Source organism: Vicinamibacterales bacterium (genome assembly GCA_035699745.1).
Classification (GTDB): Bacteria; Acidobacteriota; Vicinamibacteria; order Vicinamibacterales; family 2-12-FULL-66-21; genus JAICSD01.
In genome coordinates, this window is record DASSPH010000018.1 from 45,362 (window position 1) to 61,285 (window position 15,924).

Here is a 15,924-nt window from a genome sequence, read left to right on the forward strand (position 1 = left end):
TGGCCTCAGCCGGCGAGCTCCTCCTGCAGCGGGAACCCGTGCTGGGCGCGTCCCTCGTCCCCTTCGTGTTCCGCGGTGGTCTTGTAGCGTTCGAACCGGCCGTCGGCGGCTTTCGCCGTGACGCGGTGCCGCAACTGCTCCATCTCGGCGGCGGTGAACGGCGTGAATCCGTTCGCGATCCTGACGTTCTGCTTCAGCACCTTCATCGAGTCGATGCCGCTGACCGTGGTCGCGACCGGCAGGCTCATCGCGTAGCGCAGCGCGTCGCCGGCGGAGATGACGCGCCTGGCCACGAAGTCGCCGCTCCCGCAGAGACTCTTCATGCCGATGGCGGCGATCCCCTGCCGCTGCAGCTCCGGCAGCACGCGCTGCTCGAAGCTGCGAAACGAGCCGTCGAACACGTTCAGCGGCAGCTGGCAGGCGTCGAAGGGATAGCCGAACGAGAGCATGCGCAGGTGAATGTCGGGATCCTTGTGGCCGGTGAAGCCGACGAACCGCACCTTCCCCTGCTCCCTGGCGCGATCGAGCGCCTCGACCACGCCGCCGGGGGCGAAGTGGAGATCGGGGTCGTTGTAGTACGCGCACTCGTGGATCTGCCAGAGGTCGAGCCGATCGGTCTTCAGCCGGCGGAGCGACTCCTCGAGCTGCCGCATCGCGACCTTGGCGTCGCGCCCGTGCGTGCAGACCTTGGTCATGAGGAAGACCTGGTCGCGCCGGCCGGCGAGGGCGCGCCCCATGCGCTCTTCGCTCTCGTGCTCGTGATACTCCCAGGCGTTGTCGAGGAAGGTGATGCCGGCGTCGATCGCGGCGTGGATGACGCGCGCCGCCTCGCGGGCCGAGCCGATCGATCCGAGATGATAGCCGCCGAGTCCGAGAATGGAGACCGACTGATCGGCGTGACGGCCGAACGGGCGTACCGGAATCATCGCGAGGTCCTCCAGACGGCGCGGCCGACGAAGAAGGGGCCGAGCCGGTCGAGATAAAGCGCGGTCTGCTGCGTCTTGCGCATCGACTGCACGACGGCGGAAAGCGGAAACAGCTCCTTGCCGATCAGGCCGATCACGAAATCGTTGTCGTCACGATCAAGACCGTGGCAGGCGAGGCGGATATCGTGGGCGTAGTCGGCGGCGCCGAATGCCATGCCGATCGAGCCGTGCTCGGCGAGAATCGTGCGCTGCTCCTGCTCCGGCAGCTGCGCGAAGCGGCCGCTGCGGCGGAGCGGATACCAGATCGCCCACGACCATGCCGGATTGAGCACGGTCCGGCGCGGCCGCTCGACGAGCGTCTCGTGCAGGTCGGGCTCGTAGCCGAGCGAATAGGTGCGGCCGAACATCGTGTATTCGGGCTTCAGCGCCATGCCGCCGCACGCGCCGCGTTTCAGCTCGGGGCGCAGCCGGTCGATGAACGCGTCAGGATCGCGCTCGAGCGCGAGCACGGCGATGCCGCGCGGATCGTTCAGGTCCTCGTAGACGACCGCTTCGATCCCGGCCGCCTCGAGCTGCCGCGCCACGGCGCGCGCGTCCTCGCATTCACCGAACGCGAGCAGCTGCATGAAGAGACGATCGTCGGACCGCTGGGGAACGCCGTCCTTGAGGCCGCCCTTTTCGCTGAGATCGGGCGGCTCGATGCGGCCGCGGCCTCGTTCCATAGACCTTCAACTCTATCAGGCGGCGCGCTTTTTGGATCGGTCCGCCTTTCTGATCCGGATCGGCGAGTTCGAAGCCGGCATCGCCGACGCGCTCGCACCGGAGCGTGACGCCGTACACCAGACGTCTTCGGCGCTGCGCGCGATCACCGAAGATGCCGCAGCCGCGTGGCTCGCTCTCGTCGAGACGGGCGACTCGCGGCAGAGCGGCGGATCGCTGGGCCGCCGCCTGACGCAGTTCGAAGCGGTGCGGCTGCCCATCCCGATCGAGCTGCGCGTATCCGAGGGCTACGCCTATTACGCGCTGTTCCCCGACACCTACGCCGCCGCGGCGCGGCGTTTCGCCGGCGACACAGGGGTGCGGCGGGTCCATGTCGTCGGCATCCGGAGCATCGGCACGTCCCTGTCGGCCGTCGTCGCCGCCGCGCTCCGGCGATCGGGCTGTGCCGTATCGACCAGCACCGTGCGGCCTCGCGGACACCCGTTCGATCGCACGCTGCAGGCCGACGCACGCTTCGCGAACAGTCCACCACCGACTCGCAGCGCGACAGCGGCACGCCGGGAACGAACGGCAGGTCGAGGAATCCGGAGCGCAGGTCGGTGGCCGCCTGTTTCACCGCCTCCGCGAAGTCGCGGTTGAAGCAGATGGCGTGGTCGTCGATGAAGACGTGAGCCGGCGGCTTGCGCCGGGTGATCGCACCCCACGAGATCCAGCAGGCCGTACTCGCGCAGCCACCGGCGCACGCCCGGCGGATGGCGCGTCGTAAAGACGACGACATCGAAGCCGTGGGCGCGGAGATCCTCGAGAAACTGCCGGGCGCCCGGACGCGGCGGGTCCCAATGGTCCGGATGGCGCCACCCGGTGTAGGCGTCGAGCACGCCGTTCAGATCGACGCACGCCAGCGGCCGTTCGGGATTGTCGAGGTTGAGGCGCGCCATTTACAATTATGGCGTCATGTCCACCGACGATCGCCAGGCGGCGCAGCGCCGCCTCAACGACCTGCTCACCATGGTGCGCGCCACGCCGACGCGCGAACAGTTCGCCCGATTGATCGAGGAGGCCGAAGCGCTCGATCGCGCGATCGCCGCCTTTCACCTCGAAGGGATCCGCTTCCGGATCTACAACGTCGATCGGATGGTGCAGCACCCGCCGGCGCCGCTTCCCGCGGACGCCACGGCCATCGTCGCCGACGTCCGCAGGCACCTCGAAGCCGCCGGCTTCCACACGCGCTCGCACCAATCGCCGACGTAGCGCGCCGCCGCTCGGCGCCAGCCGCTGCCCGCGATCCGCTCGCTGCCGACCTATTTCGGGTTGAGCACCTGATTCAGCTGGTTCGCCGTGATACGGAAGTGCGAGGCGTTCCACACAATCTTGCCGTCGCGCAGCAGGATGGCTTGCGGAGTTTCGTGGCGCAGCCCGAGCCGCTGCGCGACGGCGTCGGACAGCGGCCTGTGCGTCTGCACGGTGATCATGCGATACGCGATGTCGGAAGGTGCGTTGTCGATGTGCGACTGAAGTTCATCGAGCGCTTCCGCGCTCACACCGCAGTAGCGGCTGTGCTTGAACAGCAGGACCGGCCGCTCGTTCGATTCGAGAATGGCGGCGTCGAGAGCGGGCAGGTCCGTGAGCGGCACGAGTCGCGACATCCATCGAAGTGTAGCAGCCGCTTCCATCGTCAATCGAGCTCGGCGGCAGCAGAACCGCGGTGAGCGGTGAGCGGCCGGCGGCTATCCCCACAACCAGGCCGCGCCGCGAACGCCGCTCGAGTCCCCGTGTCTGGCGCGCGCCAGGCGCGTGTCGACGCGATCCGAGAACACCCACTCGGTCCAGATCTCGGGCACGCGGCGGTACAGCGAGGCGATGTTCGACAGGCCGCCGCCGAGCACGATGGCGTCCGGATCGAGCAGGTTGATCACGGTGGCCAGCGCCTTGGCCAGCCGCCGCGAGTACGTCTCGACCGCCTCGATCGCCTCGGCATACCCGCCGTCCGCCGCTTCCGCGATCTCGCGCGCCGTGAGCCCGCCGCCGCCGCGGTACGCCCGCTGCAGACCGGCGCCCGACAGGAACGTCTCGATGCAGCCGCGGCGGCCGCAATAGCACGGCGGTCCGGGCCACTCCGTCTCGTCCGGCCACGGCAGCGCGTTGTGGCCCCACTCCCCCGCGACGGCATTCGGCCCGACCAGCACCCGGCCGTCGACGACGATCCCGCCGCCCGTGCCGGTGCCGAGGATCACGCCGAACACGACGCGCGCGCCGGCGCCGCCGCCATCCGCCGCCTCCGACAGCGCGAAGCAGTTCGCATCGTTGGCCACGCGCACCGGGCGGCCGAGCGCGCGCTCGAGATCCGTGTGCAGCCGCCGGCCGATCAGCCACGTCGAATTCGCGTTCTTCACCAGGCCGGTGGCCGGCGAGATGCTGCCCGGCATCCCGACGCCGACCGTGCCGTGCGCGCCGGTCGCCCGCTCCACCTCGGCGACGAGGGCGGCGATCGCCGCAATCGTCCGCTGGTAATCGCCGCGAGGGGTATCGACGCGCCGGCGGAACCGCTCCGTGCCGTCGTCCGCGAGCGCCACCGCCTCGATCTTCGTGCCGCCGAGATCGACTCCGATCCGCACCTTCTCTCCTGTCCGGCTGATGTCACGCGCCGCCGAGCAGCAGCGGCACGATCGCCGCCGCCGGCCCGAGCGCGTGAATCTCCGGCACGTCCGCGGGCTCCGCCGGCTTCGGCGCGCGATGCGGATTGAACCATATCGCGCGGACTCCCGCGCGCGTCGCCCCGACGATGTCGTTCACCCAGGCGTCGCCGACCATGACCGCGGCCGCCGCGGCGACGCCGGCGCGGTCGAGCGCGATCGCGAAGATCCGCGGGTCCGGCTTCGCGACGCCGACGTCCTCGGACGCGACCAGCACGTCGACCAGCGGCGCCAGCCCGCAGTATTCGAGCTTGTCCTGCTGCTCGTCCAGCAGGTTGTTGGTGACGATCGCGATCCGCGCGTGCGGCCGCAGCGCCGCGAGCAGCGGAGCGGCACCGTCGAGCGCGCGGCGCGACGTCGTGTAGCCCGTCCGGTATGCCGCGGCCACCGCGTCCACCGCCGCCGCGTCGAGCGCCACGCCGAGCGCGAGGAACACGCGGCGGAATCGCTCCCGCCGCGCGTCGTCGAGGCCGATCCGTCCGGCCAGCACTTCGACGTGCATCTCTTCGAGATAGGCCGCGTGATGGCGCTCGAACTCGGCGAAGTCGAGATCCGGCGCATGCGCGCCGTGGACGGCCTGCAGCGCCGCGCGCGCCGACCGCCGGTGATCGAACAGCGTGTCGTCGAGGTCGAACAGAACCGCCCGCGCCGCCGGCCTACTCACCGGCCGTCGCGGACGCAGGAACTTCCGAGCCTCCCCGGACGGCGATCCACGCCAGCCGCGGGAGCAGCCGCGGGAATCGCCAGAGCAGCTGCCGCCGCGCGGCACGATACGAGAGGCGGCCGCTGGCGTAGTCGACCAGGATGCGCGAGAACTCGGGGCGCGACTGCGCGCCGCGGACCACGCGGTCCATGCGCGCGGCGCTGTGGAACAGATACTTCTGCACCAGGACCGAGTCGCGCAGCTCGGCGCCGATCTCGCGCTTCCAGGCGCGCACGTAGCGGCGCCGCGCGGCCGCCGGCTCGACCACCCCGCCGCGGCGCGCCGCGAGCACCGCGTCGGCGGCGAGATCGCCGGTGACCATCGCGTAGTAGATCCCTTCCGCCGAGAAGCCGTTGACGAAGCCGCCGGCGTCGCCGGCAAGCAGCACGCGGCCGGCCGCCGTCCGCCGCAGCGGACCGCCGATCGGGATCAGGAACGGTGTGAAGTTGCGGCGCTGCGACTCGCCGGCCATCAGGCCGCGGGCGCGGAGATCGCCCACGAAGGTCTGCTGCAAATCGTACGGCGTCAGATCGATCCGCGACTTGAAGTACGGCAGAACGTAGCCGATCCCGACGTTGACGTGCTCGCGCTTCGGGAAGATGTAGGCGTAGCCGTGCGCCCCGCCGTAGCCGTAGAACACCGACAGCGTGTCGGGCTCGGCGGCGCGCAGCGCGCTCACCGGCGTCTCCTCCATCATGTCGAGCGCGAGCCGTCCGGCGGGCCAGCCCGGATTGAGCCCGAGCCGCCGCGCGATGACGCTGTTGACGCCGTCGGCGGCGATCACGATGGGGGCGCGCAGCTCGCGTCCGTCGCGGGTGCGCAGCGTGACGCCCCCGGCGTCCTGCCGCGCCTGGGCGATCGCGGTGGACGGCAGGATCTCGGCCCCCGCCTCGCGCGCCAGCGCGACGAGGAGATAGTCGAACTCGACGCGGCGAATCAGGATCACCGCCGGACCGTTCGACTGCATCCGGAACACGCCGCCGGACGGCCCCTCGAGGTACAGGCTCGACACCGGATGGGTGGGGATCCGCGGCAGCGCCTCGGGCAGCCACGGGAATCGCGAGAGCACGCGCGTGCTGATGCCGCCGCCGCACGGCTTCTGCCGCGGCAGCGGATGGCGTTCGACGAGCAGCACCCGCATGCCGGCGCGCGCCAGCGACCGCGCGGCGGTCGCGCCGGCGGGCCCGGCACCGGCGACGATGACGTCCGCGTCGTGTTTCGGGCTCATGTTAGACTGACCGGACATGTCGGCGGCGGCCCTCCTCATCGCAGCAGAAAATCTCATGCCCGCCCTCCGCGACCGGATCAAGGTCGACGGAGAGATCCTGACGTTCCCCGACACCGAACCGATTCAGGCGCTGCAGACGATCATGGAGCAGCAGCCGGCCCTGGTCGTGCTCGAGCGGCTGTTCGCCGCGACGCCTCGCGGCGCCGCGCTGGTGAACCGGATCAAGAGCGATCCGCAGCTCGCGCACACCGAGGTGCGCGTGATGTCGCATACCGGCGACTACACCCGGCAGGTCGTCAAGCCGACGGCGACGAAGACGCCGGCGCCCGCCGCGGCGTCGGGCGGCGTCGCGCCGCAGGCCGGCGGCGCCGTCGCCACCGAAGAACCGCCGCGAGCGCTCGACTGGCACGGCACGCGCCGCGCGCCGCGCTTCCGCGTCCGCGACGGGGTCGAAGTGCAGCTCGATGGCAACCCGGCGGCGGTGGTGGATCTGTCGGTGGTCGGCGCGCAGGTGATCTCGCCGACCGTGCTGCGCCCGAACCAGAAGGTGCGAATCACGCTGCCGAACGAAGACTTCCTGCTCCGCTTCCGCGGCGCCGTGGCGTGGGCGAAGTTCGAGCTGCCGAAGTCCAGCAAGGCGCCGCAGTACCGCGCCGGGGTCGAGTTCACCGACGCCGACGCCGCGGCCGTCGATTCGGTGATCAGCCGCAACCGCGCCTAGCGACACCGCTCGCCTGCTCAGGATTACCGGCGCGCGCCGGCGGCCGCGAACCACCCCGCCGCGATCGATTCGCTGCGGATGATCGTGTCCTCGCGCGCCGAGCCCGTGGAGATCACCGCCGCGGGCACGCCGGTCAGTTCCTCGAGCCGCGCAACGTAGCTGCGCGCGCCCGCCGGCAGATCCGAGAAGCGGCGCGCCGCCCTGGTCGGCTCGCGCCAGCCGGCGATGGTTTCGTAGACCGGCTCGCACGCCGCCAGCTGCGCGATCTCGGACGGGAACTCGGTCAGCGTCGCGCCGTTGCAGCGATACGCGGTGCAGATCTGCAGCGTCTCCATCCCGTCGAGCACGTCCAGCTTCGTCAGCGCGAGCGCGTCGATGCCGTTCACGCGCACCGCATAGCGCACCGCCACCGCGTCGTACCAGCCGCACCGGCGCGGACGTCCGGTCACGGCGCCGAACTCCTGGCCGGTCTCCCGCAGCCGGTTGCCGACCTCGCCGAACAGCTCCGTCGGCAGCGGCCCTTCGCCGACGCGCGTGGTGTAGGCCTTGGCGACGCCGAGCACGCCGTCGATCGCCTTCGGCGGCAGCCCGAGCCCGGTGCACACGCCGCCGACGGTCGCGTTCGAGGACGTGACGTAGGGATACGTGCCATGATCGATGTCGAGCAGCGTCCCCTGCGCCCCCTCGAACATGATCGCGCGCCCGGCCTGCCGCGCGCGGGCGAGGAACAGCGACACGTCGGCCACCCAGGGGGACATCCTCGCCCACGCCGCGCGCAACCCTTCGAGCACCTGTCCGGTGTCCATCACCGAGTCGCCGATGATGCGATTGCGGGCGTCCACGTTGTGCTGCACGGCGCTCCGCAGCGCGTCGGTGTTGGCGAGATCGCCGACCCGCACGCCGCGCCTGGCGATCTTGTCCTCGTAGGCCGGCCCGATGCCGCGCGACGTCGTGCCGATCTTGCGCTCTCCCCGGCGCGCCTCGCTCAGCAGGTCCAGCTCGCGGTGATACGGCAGGATCAGGTGGGCCTTGTCGCTGATCACCAGGCGATCGCCGATCGGGATCCCCGCGGCGGCCAGCTCGTCGATCTCGGCAAACAGCGCCTGCGGATCGACCACCACGCCGTTGCCGATGACGCAGGTGATCCCCTCGTGCAGAATCCCGGACGGCAGCAGCCGCAGCACGAATTTGCGGCCGTTCGCGTAGACGGTGTGCCCGGCGTTGTGCCCGCCCTGATAGCGCGCGACGATGGAGAAGTTCGGCGTGAGCAGATCGACGATCTTGCCCTTGCCCTCGTCGCCCCACTGCGCGCCCAGCACCGCTATGTTCGTAGACATCGGTCCGAAGTATTCTAGTTGATCTCCGCATGATCACACTCGACGGCGCATCCCTCACGCTCGATCAGCTTGCCGCGATCGCCGACGACCACGCGCCGGTCGCGCTGGCGCCGGCCGCCGCGGCCGCGGTCGACGCGGCGCGCGCCGTCGTCGATCGCCATGCGACCGGCGACGCGGCGGTCTACGGCATCAACACCGGATTCGGATCGCTCGCCGAAGTGAAGATCCCGCGTCACGCGCTGGGCGAACTGCAGCGCAACCTGCTGCGCAGCCACGCCGCCGGGGTCGGCGAGCTGCTGCCGGCGCGCGCGGTGCGCGCGATGATGGCGCTTCGCGCCAACGTCCTGGCCAAAGGGTATTCGGGCGTGCGCCGCGAGACCCTCGAGCTGCTGATCGCGGCGCTGAACGCGCGCGTGCATCCGCTGGTCCCCAGCCGCGGCTCGGTCGGCGCGAGCGGCGACCTCGCGCCGCTGGCCCATCTGTCGCTGGTGCTGATCGGCGAGGGGCACGCGACGGTCGGCGGCGGCGACGAGGTGATCGACGGGCGCGCGGCGCTGGCGCGCGCCGGTTTGACGCCGGTCGAGCTCGGCGCCAAAGAGGGCCTGGCGCTGATCAACGGGACCCAGGCGTCGGCGGCGATTGCCGGGCTCGCGCTGCTCGGCGCGGAGCGGCTGGCGCGCGCCGCCGACATCGCCGCCGCGCTGTCGATCGACGGCCTGCGCGGCTCCTACCACCCGTTCGAGGCGCGGCTCCACGATCCGCGGCCGCATCCGGGCCAGCGCGCCGCCGCCGCCAACATGCTCGCGCTGCTGCGGCACAGCGCGATCAACAAGTCGCACGAGAACTGCGGCCGGGTGCAGGATGCCTACTCGATGCGCTGCGCGCCGCAGGTGCACGGCGCCGCCCGCGACGCCTTCGCCCACGCGCGGCAGGCGCTGGCCATCGAGATCAACGCCGCGACCGACAACCCGATGGTCTTCGCCGGCAGCGGCGACATCGTGTCGGGCGGCAACTTCCACGGCGCGCCGATCGCCGTCGCCGCCGACGTGCTGGTGCTCGGCCTGCTCCAGCTCGCCACCATCTCCGAGCGGCGCGCCGATCGGCTGGTGAATCCGGTGCTGAGCGGCCTGGCGCCGTTCCTCACCCGCGACAGCGGGCTCCACTCGGGCTACATGATGGCGCAGGTCACGGCCGCGGCGCTGACCTCCGAGCTGAAGACGCTCGCCCATCCGGCCAGCGCCGACACGATCCCGACCTCGGCGAATCGCGAGGACCACGTCAGCATGAGCATGGCGGCGGCGCTGAAGGCCGAGCGCGCGCTGCAGCTCGCGACCCGCGTGACGGCGATCGAGATCCTGCTCGCCTGCCAGGCCATTGATCTGCTGGCGCCGCTCGCCACCTCGCCGGCGCTCGCGCCGGTGCACGCGCACGTGCGATCCTCCGTGCCGACGCTCGACGCCGACCGGCCGCCATCGCCCGACATCGAGACGATCGCGGCGTCGATCGCGCGCGGCGCGGTGGAACGCGCGTGCGCGGTGGAAGTCAAGTGAAGTTTTTTTCAAAAATCAATTTGACAACGCGCGCGTACGTTTCTAGATTGCTAACCTTCCGCACGTGATGACTGCGACATCGCGTGTGCCATCGATGAACACGCTCAGCCGCCACGTCAGCGCGCCTCGCGGTGCGACCATCAGCTGCAAGGGCTGGCCGCAGGAAGCCGCGCTCCGCATGCTGATGAACAATCTCGATCCCGCCGTCGCCGAGCGGCCGGACGACCTCATCGTCTACGGCGGCTCGGGGCGCGCCGCGCGATCGTGGGACGCGTTCGACGCGATCGTCGCGACGCTGCGCCGCCTCGAGCACGACGAGACCCTCCTGATTCAGTCCGGCAAGCCGGTGGCGGTGTTCCGCACCCATCCCTGGGCCCCCCGCGTCCTCATCGCCAACGCCCTGCTGGTGCCCGCGTGGGCCACCTGGGACGTCTTCCGCGATCTCGAGGACCGCGGCCTGACGATGTACGGGCAGATGACGGCGGGCAGCTGGATCTATATAGGTACACAGGGCATTCTCCAGGGTACATACGAGACGCTCGCGGAACTGGGCCGGCGGCATTTCGGCGGCTCGCTCTCGGGCCGCGTCGTCGTCACCGCCGGCCTCGGCGGCATGGGCGGCGCGCAGCCCCTGGCGGTGACGATGAACGGCGGGATCGCGCTGGTGATCGAGGTGGACCCCGAACGGATTCAGCGCCGGCTCGCCACCCGCTACGTCGACGAGCGGGCGCGGTCGCTCGAGGCGGCGCTGGCGCGGGTCGAGGAATGCCGCGCCGCGCGGCAGCCGCGGTCGATCGCGGTCGAAGGCAACGCCGCGGACGCGCTGCCGGACATCGTCCGCCGCGGCGTGGCCGTCGACGTCGTCACCGATCAGACCTCCGCGCACGACGCGCTGAACGGCTACGTGCCCGACGGCCTGCCGCTCGCCGATGCGGTCGCCCTGCGGCGCAGCGATCCGGACGAGTACGTGCGCCGATCGACGGCGGCGATGGGCCGGCACGTCCGCGCGATGCTGGCGCTGCAGGCGCGCGGCGCCGTCGCCTTCGATTACGGCAACAACATCCGCGCCCAGGCCGAGAAGGCCGGCGTGACCGATGCGTTCCGCATCCCCGGCTTCGTGCCGGAATACATCCGGCCGCTCTTCTGCCGCGGCAAGGGCCCGTTCCGCTGGGCCGCGCTGTCGGGTGATCCCGCAGACATCGCCGCCACCGATCGCCTCGCGCTCGAGATGTTCGCCGACAACGAGCCGCTCTGCCGCTGGATCCGGCTCGCCGCCGAACGGGTGGCGTTCCAGGGGCTGCCGGCGCGGATCTTCTGGCTCGGCTACGGCGAGCGGGCGCGCTTCGGCCTGGCATTGAACGATCTCGTCCGCCGCGGCGTCGTCTCGGCGCCGATCGTGATCGGCCGGGATCATCTCGATACCGGCTCGGTCGCCTCGCCGAACCGCGAAACCGAAGGGATGCGCGACGGTTCCGACGCGATCGCCGACTGGCCGGTCCTGAACGCGCTGCTCAACACCGCGTCCGGCGCGACCTGGGTGTCCGTGCACCACGGCGGCGGCGTCGGCATCGGCTATTCATTGCACGCCGGGATGGTCGTCGTCGCCGACGGCACCCGCGAGGCTGACGAAAAACTGCAGCGCGTGCTGACGGGCGATCCGGGCAGCGGCGTGGTGCGCCACGCCGACGCGGGGTATCCGGACGCCGTCGCCACCGCCCTCGAAAACGGCATCGACATGCCCATGCTGGGGACAAACCGATGATGATTCCGGAGCGTCCGACGCTCGAGCGTCGCGTGCTCGGCGCGCTCGATGGGGCGAGCGGCAGCGGTCCGCGCATTCCCGTGATCCTCGGCGGCTGCGGCAGCGGCCGCACTTCACTGCTCCTCCGCCTCCGCGACCTGATCGGCCGCACGCAGGCGCAGTACGTCGACGTCGAGCGGATCGCGACCACGCCCGAGCGGTTCCTCGGCGCGCTGCGTGAGTCGTCGCCGTTCCCGACGCACCCGCACGCCCAGCAGGCGACGCAGCCGGGCGCGCGCGAAGCGTTCGACGCGGCGCTGGCGTTCCTCGACAGCGCCCGCGCGCCGGGACTCAGCCCGGCCACGTTCCTGCTCGACGAGTTCCTCGAGCTGCGGACGTTCGAGAGCTTCCCCGGCCTGCGCACGGTGCTGCGCGACATGATCGGCGTGCTCGCGGCGAGCGGCAACCGCTTCGTGCTGACCAGCCGGTACGCGGCGCGCGCCCAGCGGCTGCTGCGCGACGCGCCGGCGCAGTTCGAGATCATCCACGTCGCGCCGCTGAGCACCGAAGAGGTCCGCGCGACGCTGCCCGGCGTGCACCACGACGATCACGTGCGCGGCGTGGCGGGCACCGAGGACGAGGTCGATCGCCAGCGCGACGAGCTGGCGCGTCTGGTTCAGGCGCTCTCGGACGGCCGCCCCGTCTACGCCCGCGCCATCGCCGAGGCGGCGACCGGCATGGGCCCGCGCGGCGCCGCCGATCCGATCAGCGCGCTGGCATCGCTGCTCTCGCCCGGCGGCCAGCTCGCGCAGAGCTGCCGGTTCTGCTACGAGCTGCGGCTGCACCGCGCCCGCGGCTACGGCGCGCTCAAAGCGATCCTCGAGGTGCTGGCCGGGCAGGAGCCGCTCACCCTGACGGAGATCGCGCAGCGGCTCCGCCGCACGCCCGGCTCGACCAAGGACTATCTGTCGTGGCTGGAGGACGTCGATCTGATCGTCTCGAAGCAGAAGCGCTACAGCTTCGCCGATCCGATGCTGCGTCTCTGGGTCCGGCTGCATTGCCGCCCCGTGCCGCCGACCGAGGAGGAGGTGGCGCGCGAGCTGCTCGACTACGTGCAGTCGCGCCTGCCGCAGTCCGAGCCCGCTCTCGCCCTCGCCGCCGGACAGGCGGTGCCGGAGAAGAACTGGGGAATCATCGAGATCGACTAGATCGGGCGATCGGGCGATCGGGTGATCGGGCGATCGGGCGATCGCTCAGGCCGTGAGTTTCTCCAGCGCCGCGCGCGCGGCGGATTGCGCCGCTTCCTTCTTACTGCGCCCTTCCGCCTGCGCCAGCGGCTGCCCTTCCACGACCACTTCGACGACGAAGCTCTTGCGGTGATCGGGGCCCAGCTCGCCGGTCAGGCGGTAGGCGGGCAGGCCGCGGCCTTGTGACTGCAGGAATTCCTGCAGCGCCGACTTCCAGTCGTCGGTGAATGCCGCCGCCGCGCCGGTGCGCTTCGCTTCCTGGACCAGTTCGCTGAACTGCGACTCGATGAACCGCTGCGCCGGTTCGATGCCGCCGTCCAGGTAGATGGCGGCGATCAACGCCTCGTAGCAATCGGCAATCAGCGCCCCCTTGCGGCGGCCGCCCGTCTTCTCTTCACCGCGCCCGAGAATCAGGAACTCGCCGAGGTCGAGCTTCGCCGCGAGACGCGCGAGCGAGGCCGCCGAGACCAGGGACGCCTTCAGCTTCGACTTCTGCCCCTCGTTGTGGTGCGGGAACTCGCGGAACAGCATGGCCGCGATGACGAAGCCGAGAATCGAATCGCCGAGGAACTCCATCGATTCGTTGTCGAACACGCCGCCGCTCGCGTCCTCGTGGACGCGGGACCGGTGCGTCAGCGCGTGCTCGAGCAGGCCGCGATCCTTGAAGCGGTAGCCCAGCTTCCGCTCGAGCGGCTCCAGTTCGGAGCCGAACGGCACCACCCGCCCGCCGGCCACGTCGTCGCGGTGACTCTCGATGATCCTGAGCGCCGCCGCCGCGTCGGACGGGCTGACGGCGACGCGGCGCTCCCACGCCTGGTCGTTCAGCGCCAGCGGGAACACGGTGCGCGAGTTGTCGCTGAGCAGCGCCGACGGGATGTCGTGCGTCTCCAGCAGCCCGCGGATCACGTTGGCTTCGATTTCCGACGGGGTCCGGAAGATGACCACCAGATCGTTGTTCATGCCGCGCTCACACCGCCAGCCTGGCCGTGCTGACGAACGCATCCTCGATCTTGATCAGGATCATCGTCATGTCGTCGTGCTGGTCGGCGGCGCCGACGAAGGACTCGATCTCGCGCAGGATCCGCTCGCGCAGGTCCGCGGTGTCGAGGTGGCCGTGCTCGCTGACCAGGCGGCTGAGGCGCGCGTCGCCGAACAGATCGCTCTGCGGGTTCATCGCTTCGGTGATGCCGTCGGTGTAGAACACCAGCATGTCCCCCTTGCGCAGCGTGATGCGATCCTCCTCGAGCAGGTCCTGGAACTTCTCGTCGGCGCCGGGGATGCGCAGCCCCACGACCAGGCCGTTGGGCACCAGCACCTGCGCCTGGGCGTCCTCGTCGGCCGGCATGTACATCAGCGGCGTGTGGCCGGCCCGCGCGTAGGTCATCACCCCCGCGTCGAGATCGATGACCGCGTAGGTCATGGTGATGAAGCTGCGCGTGTCGAGGTTGGCCGAGATGATCCGGTTCACTTCGATCAGCAGCTGGCGCGGCGACTGGTAGATCTGGCTGAGCGAGAGCATCAGCCCCTTCAGCTCCGCCATGTAGAGCGCCGCCGACGTTCCCTTGCCCGAGACGTCCGCGATCAGCACGCCCAGCCGGCGCTCGCCGACCCGGAAGAAATCGTAGTAGTCGCCGCCGACTTCCCTCGCCGGGACGCAGAGCGCGGTGACGGCGACGCCCGGGAAGTCGAGCGGTCCGCGGGGCAGCAGCGACATCTGGATCTGCCGCGCGATGCGCAGCTCTTCCTCGAGCCGCTTCTTCTCCGCCGCCGTCTGCAGCAGGTTCTCGATGCTGCCGGTCATCTGGTTGAACGAATCGGCCAGCTCGCCGAGCTGATCGCGCGACTCGATGTTGATGCGGTGGGTGAAGTCCCCCTGGCGGACGCGCTCGGTCCCCATGAACAGCTCGTGCACCGAGCTGGTGATCGATCGCGCCAGCGCCAGCCCCATCACCAGCGCGACCGCCTCGATGATCAGGAACATCACCCCGATCAGGAACAGCACGAAGAGCAGCGCGTCGGAGAGCTTCATGTTCCCCTGCACGAGCAGCGACTGCGCGCTCGACAGGTGCCGGTACAGCTCGCCGAGCCGGTAGGTCAGCACCGCCGTGTCGCTCCGCACGGTGCCGGAATCCCATTCGTGCACGTCGATCTGCGCCAGGCTGCGCTCGAAGAGCACGGCGCGGTTGGTCTGGCCCGGCGTGCTGTTGACCGGCGTATTGGCGTCGCGCACGCGGGTGTCGTAGACGTTCTCGAGCCGCACGCCGGACGCCTGGTGCAGCCGGTGGGTGACTTGATCGTCCACCGGCACGTCGACCACCACCGCGCCGCCGGTCCCGCCGGCGACCTTGATCAGCGCCCGGACGATCAGCTCCTCTTCGCCGTCGGCGTCCTTGGCCGGCGCGCTGATCGATCCCGCGAAGCCGTCGCCGGTCAGCCACGCCGGGATCGATCGCGGCACCGGCGCGCGCCGCCACGGCCCGACGGTCTTCACCGAGCCGTCGGTGCCCACGAAGGCGACCGAGATCGCCGGATACATGCCGGCGCGGATGCGATGCACGCGCTCGATGGTCTCGACCGCCGACGCCGGGTTGCGGGTGATTTCCGTCGCCGCCGCCTGCGCGCTCAGCCGCGCGTTCTCGACGATCTGGTCGTAGCCGTCCTTGAACAGGTACGCGCTGACGTTCATGAACACGAGGCTGCCGGCGAACAGGAAGAAGACGAGGATCAGCAGCGACGGGATGACGCCGATGAAGATGTAGGAGAGGATCAGCTTCCGGCGCACGCGCCACAGCAGGCGGCGCTTGATCAGCACGAACAGGCGCCAGGCGAACATGCCGAGCGCGATCGCCAGCCCCAGCGTCGCGGCGCCGCTGAGCGCCCGCACCACGGCCGGCAGACGATCGGGATCCGCGCCGGTGAGCACGCGCCCCGTCGCGACGAGGAACTTCAAGACGGCGGCGCCGAGGAACAGGCGGCCGAACCATGTTGCGAACAGAAGGTCGCGCGGACTTGGCTGCGGCGCGGCGGCGGGCCGCGGACTGGGGCGTCGCGCCATGTG

Annotated in this window: 15 protein-coding genes; 6 read left to right on the forward strand and 9 right to left on the reverse strand. The window is 70.7% G+C overall.

What is annotated here, in order from left to right:
• Window positions 1-5: 5 nt before the first annotated feature.
• Both VFK57_03445 and VFK57_03450 read right to left on the reverse strand, forming a co-directional pair.
• The gene (locus VFK57_03445; GenBank protein HET7694736.1) at window positions 6-926 is read right to left on the reverse strand and encodes an aldo/keto reductase; all 921 of its coding nucleotides are present in this window, start codon (window positions 924-926) and stop codon (window positions 6-8) included.
• The gene (locus VFK57_03450) at window positions 923-1,648 is read right to left on the reverse strand and encodes a chlorite dismutase family protein (protein ID HET7694737.1); all 726 of its coding nucleotides are present in this window, start codon (window positions 1,646-1,648) and stop codon (window positions 923-925) included. The genes VFK57_03445 and VFK57_03450 overlap by 4 nt, the downstream gene beginning before the upstream one ends.
• Before the next feature lie 31 nt (window positions 1,649-1,679).
• Between VFK57_03450 and VFK57_03455 the strand changes: the two genes are divergently transcribed.
• A complete protein-coding gene (locus tag VFK57_03455) occupies window positions 1,680-2,285 on the forward strand; it encodes a hypothetical protein (protein ID HET7694738.1) in 606 nt (201 codons plus the stop codon).
• Window positions 2,286-2,600: 315 nt separating this feature from the next.
• The gene (locus VFK57_03460; GenBank protein HET7694739.1) at window positions 2,601-2,897 is read left to right on the forward strand and encodes a hypothetical protein; all 297 of its coding nucleotides are present in this window, start codon (window positions 2,601-2,603) and stop codon (window positions 2,895-2,897) included.
• A gap of 50 nt (window positions 2,898-2,947) precedes the next feature.
• Here VFK57_03460 and ytxJ read toward each other — a convergent pair whose 3' ends face one another.
• The 4 genes from ytxJ to VFK57_03480 are packed head-to-tail and all read right to left on the reverse strand — an operon-like array spanning window position 2,948 to window position 6,270.
• Complete coding sequence (ytxJ, locus tag VFK57_03465) at window positions 2,948-3,319, reverse strand: bacillithiol system redox-active protein YtxJ (GenBank protein ID HET7694740.1); 372 nt, start codon at window positions 3,317-3,319, stop codon at window positions 2,948-2,950.
• A gap of 54 nt (window positions 3,320-3,373) precedes the next feature.
• Window positions 3,374-4,261 (reverse strand): ROK family protein, encoded by an 888-nt coding sequence (locus tag VFK57_03470; protein HET7694741.1) that lies wholly within the window; start codon window positions 4,259-4,261, stop codon window positions 3,374-3,376.
• A gap of 22 nt (window positions 4,262-4,283) precedes the next feature.
• On the reverse strand, window positions 4,284-5,003 hold the full coding sequence (locus VFK57_03475) for an HAD-IA family hydrolase (protein ID HET7694742.1): 720 nt from the start codon (window positions 5,001-5,003) through the stop codon (window positions 4,284-4,286).
• Window positions 4,996-6,270, reverse strand: coding sequence for a geranylgeranyl reductase family protein (locus VFK57_03480; GenBank protein HET7694743.1), 1,275 nt, complete (start codon window positions 6,268-6,270; stop codon window positions 4,996-4,998). The genes VFK57_03475 and VFK57_03480 overlap by 8 nt, the downstream gene beginning before the upstream one ends.
• Window positions 6,271-6,325: 55 nt before the next feature.
• Here VFK57_03480 and VFK57_03485 point away from each other — a divergent pair, with 55 nt between their 5' ends.
• On the forward strand, window positions 6,326-6,991 hold the full coding sequence (locus VFK57_03485) for a PilZ domain-containing protein (protein HET7694744.1): 666 nt from the start codon (window positions 6,326-6,328) through the stop codon (window positions 6,989-6,991).
• Window positions 6,992-7,014: 23 nt separating this feature from the next.
• On the opposite strand, the gene VFK57_03490 is transcribed toward VFK57_03485, so the two are convergent.
• Window positions 7,015-8,328, reverse strand: coding sequence for an adenylosuccinate synthase (locus VFK57_03490; GenBank protein HET7694745.1), 1,314 nt, complete (start codon window positions 8,326-8,328; stop codon window positions 7,015-7,017).
• A 29-nt stretch (window positions 8,329-8,357) separates the two neighbouring features.
• On the opposite strand from VFK57_03490, the gene hutH reads away from it, so the two are divergent.
• From hutH to VFK57_03505, 3 genes are all read left to right on the forward strand, one after another.
• A complete protein-coding gene (hutH, locus tag VFK57_03495; GenBank protein ID HET7694746.1) occupies window positions 8,358-9,878 on the forward strand; it encodes a histidine ammonia-lyase in 1,521 nt (506 codons plus the stop codon).
• Between the two features lie 94 nt (window positions 9,879-9,972).
• The gene (gene hutU, locus VFK57_03500) at window positions 9,973-11,640 is read left to right on the forward strand and encodes a urocanate hydratase (protein ID HET7694747.1); all 1,668 of its coding nucleotides are present in this window, start codon (window positions 9,973-9,975) and stop codon (window positions 11,638-11,640) included.
• Complete coding sequence (locus VFK57_03505; GenBank protein HET7694748.1) at window positions 11,640-12,827, forward strand: hypothetical protein; 1,188 nt, start codon at window positions 11,640-11,642, stop codon at window positions 12,825-12,827. Before hutU ends, VFK57_03505 begins: the two co-directional genes overlap by 1 nt.
• A 45-nt stretch (window positions 12,828-12,872) precedes the next feature.
• Here the strand turns inward: VFK57_03505 and rnc are convergent, their stop codons facing one another.
• Together rnc and VFK57_03515 are read right to left on the reverse strand one after the other, a co-directional pair.
• Window positions 12,873-13,826, reverse strand: a complete 954-nt coding sequence (gene rnc, locus VFK57_03510; GenBank protein HET7694749.1) for a ribonuclease III — start codon at window positions 13,824-13,826, stop codon at window positions 12,873-12,875.
• A gap of 7 nt (window positions 13,827-13,833) precedes the next feature.
• The gene (locus VFK57_03515; protein ID HET7694750.1) at window positions 13,834-15,921 is read right to left on the reverse strand and encodes a SpoIIE family protein phosphatase; all 2,088 of its coding nucleotides are present in this window, start codon (window positions 15,919-15,921) and stop codon (window positions 13,834-13,836) included.
• Between the last annotated feature and the right edge of the window lie 3 nt (window positions 15,922-15,924).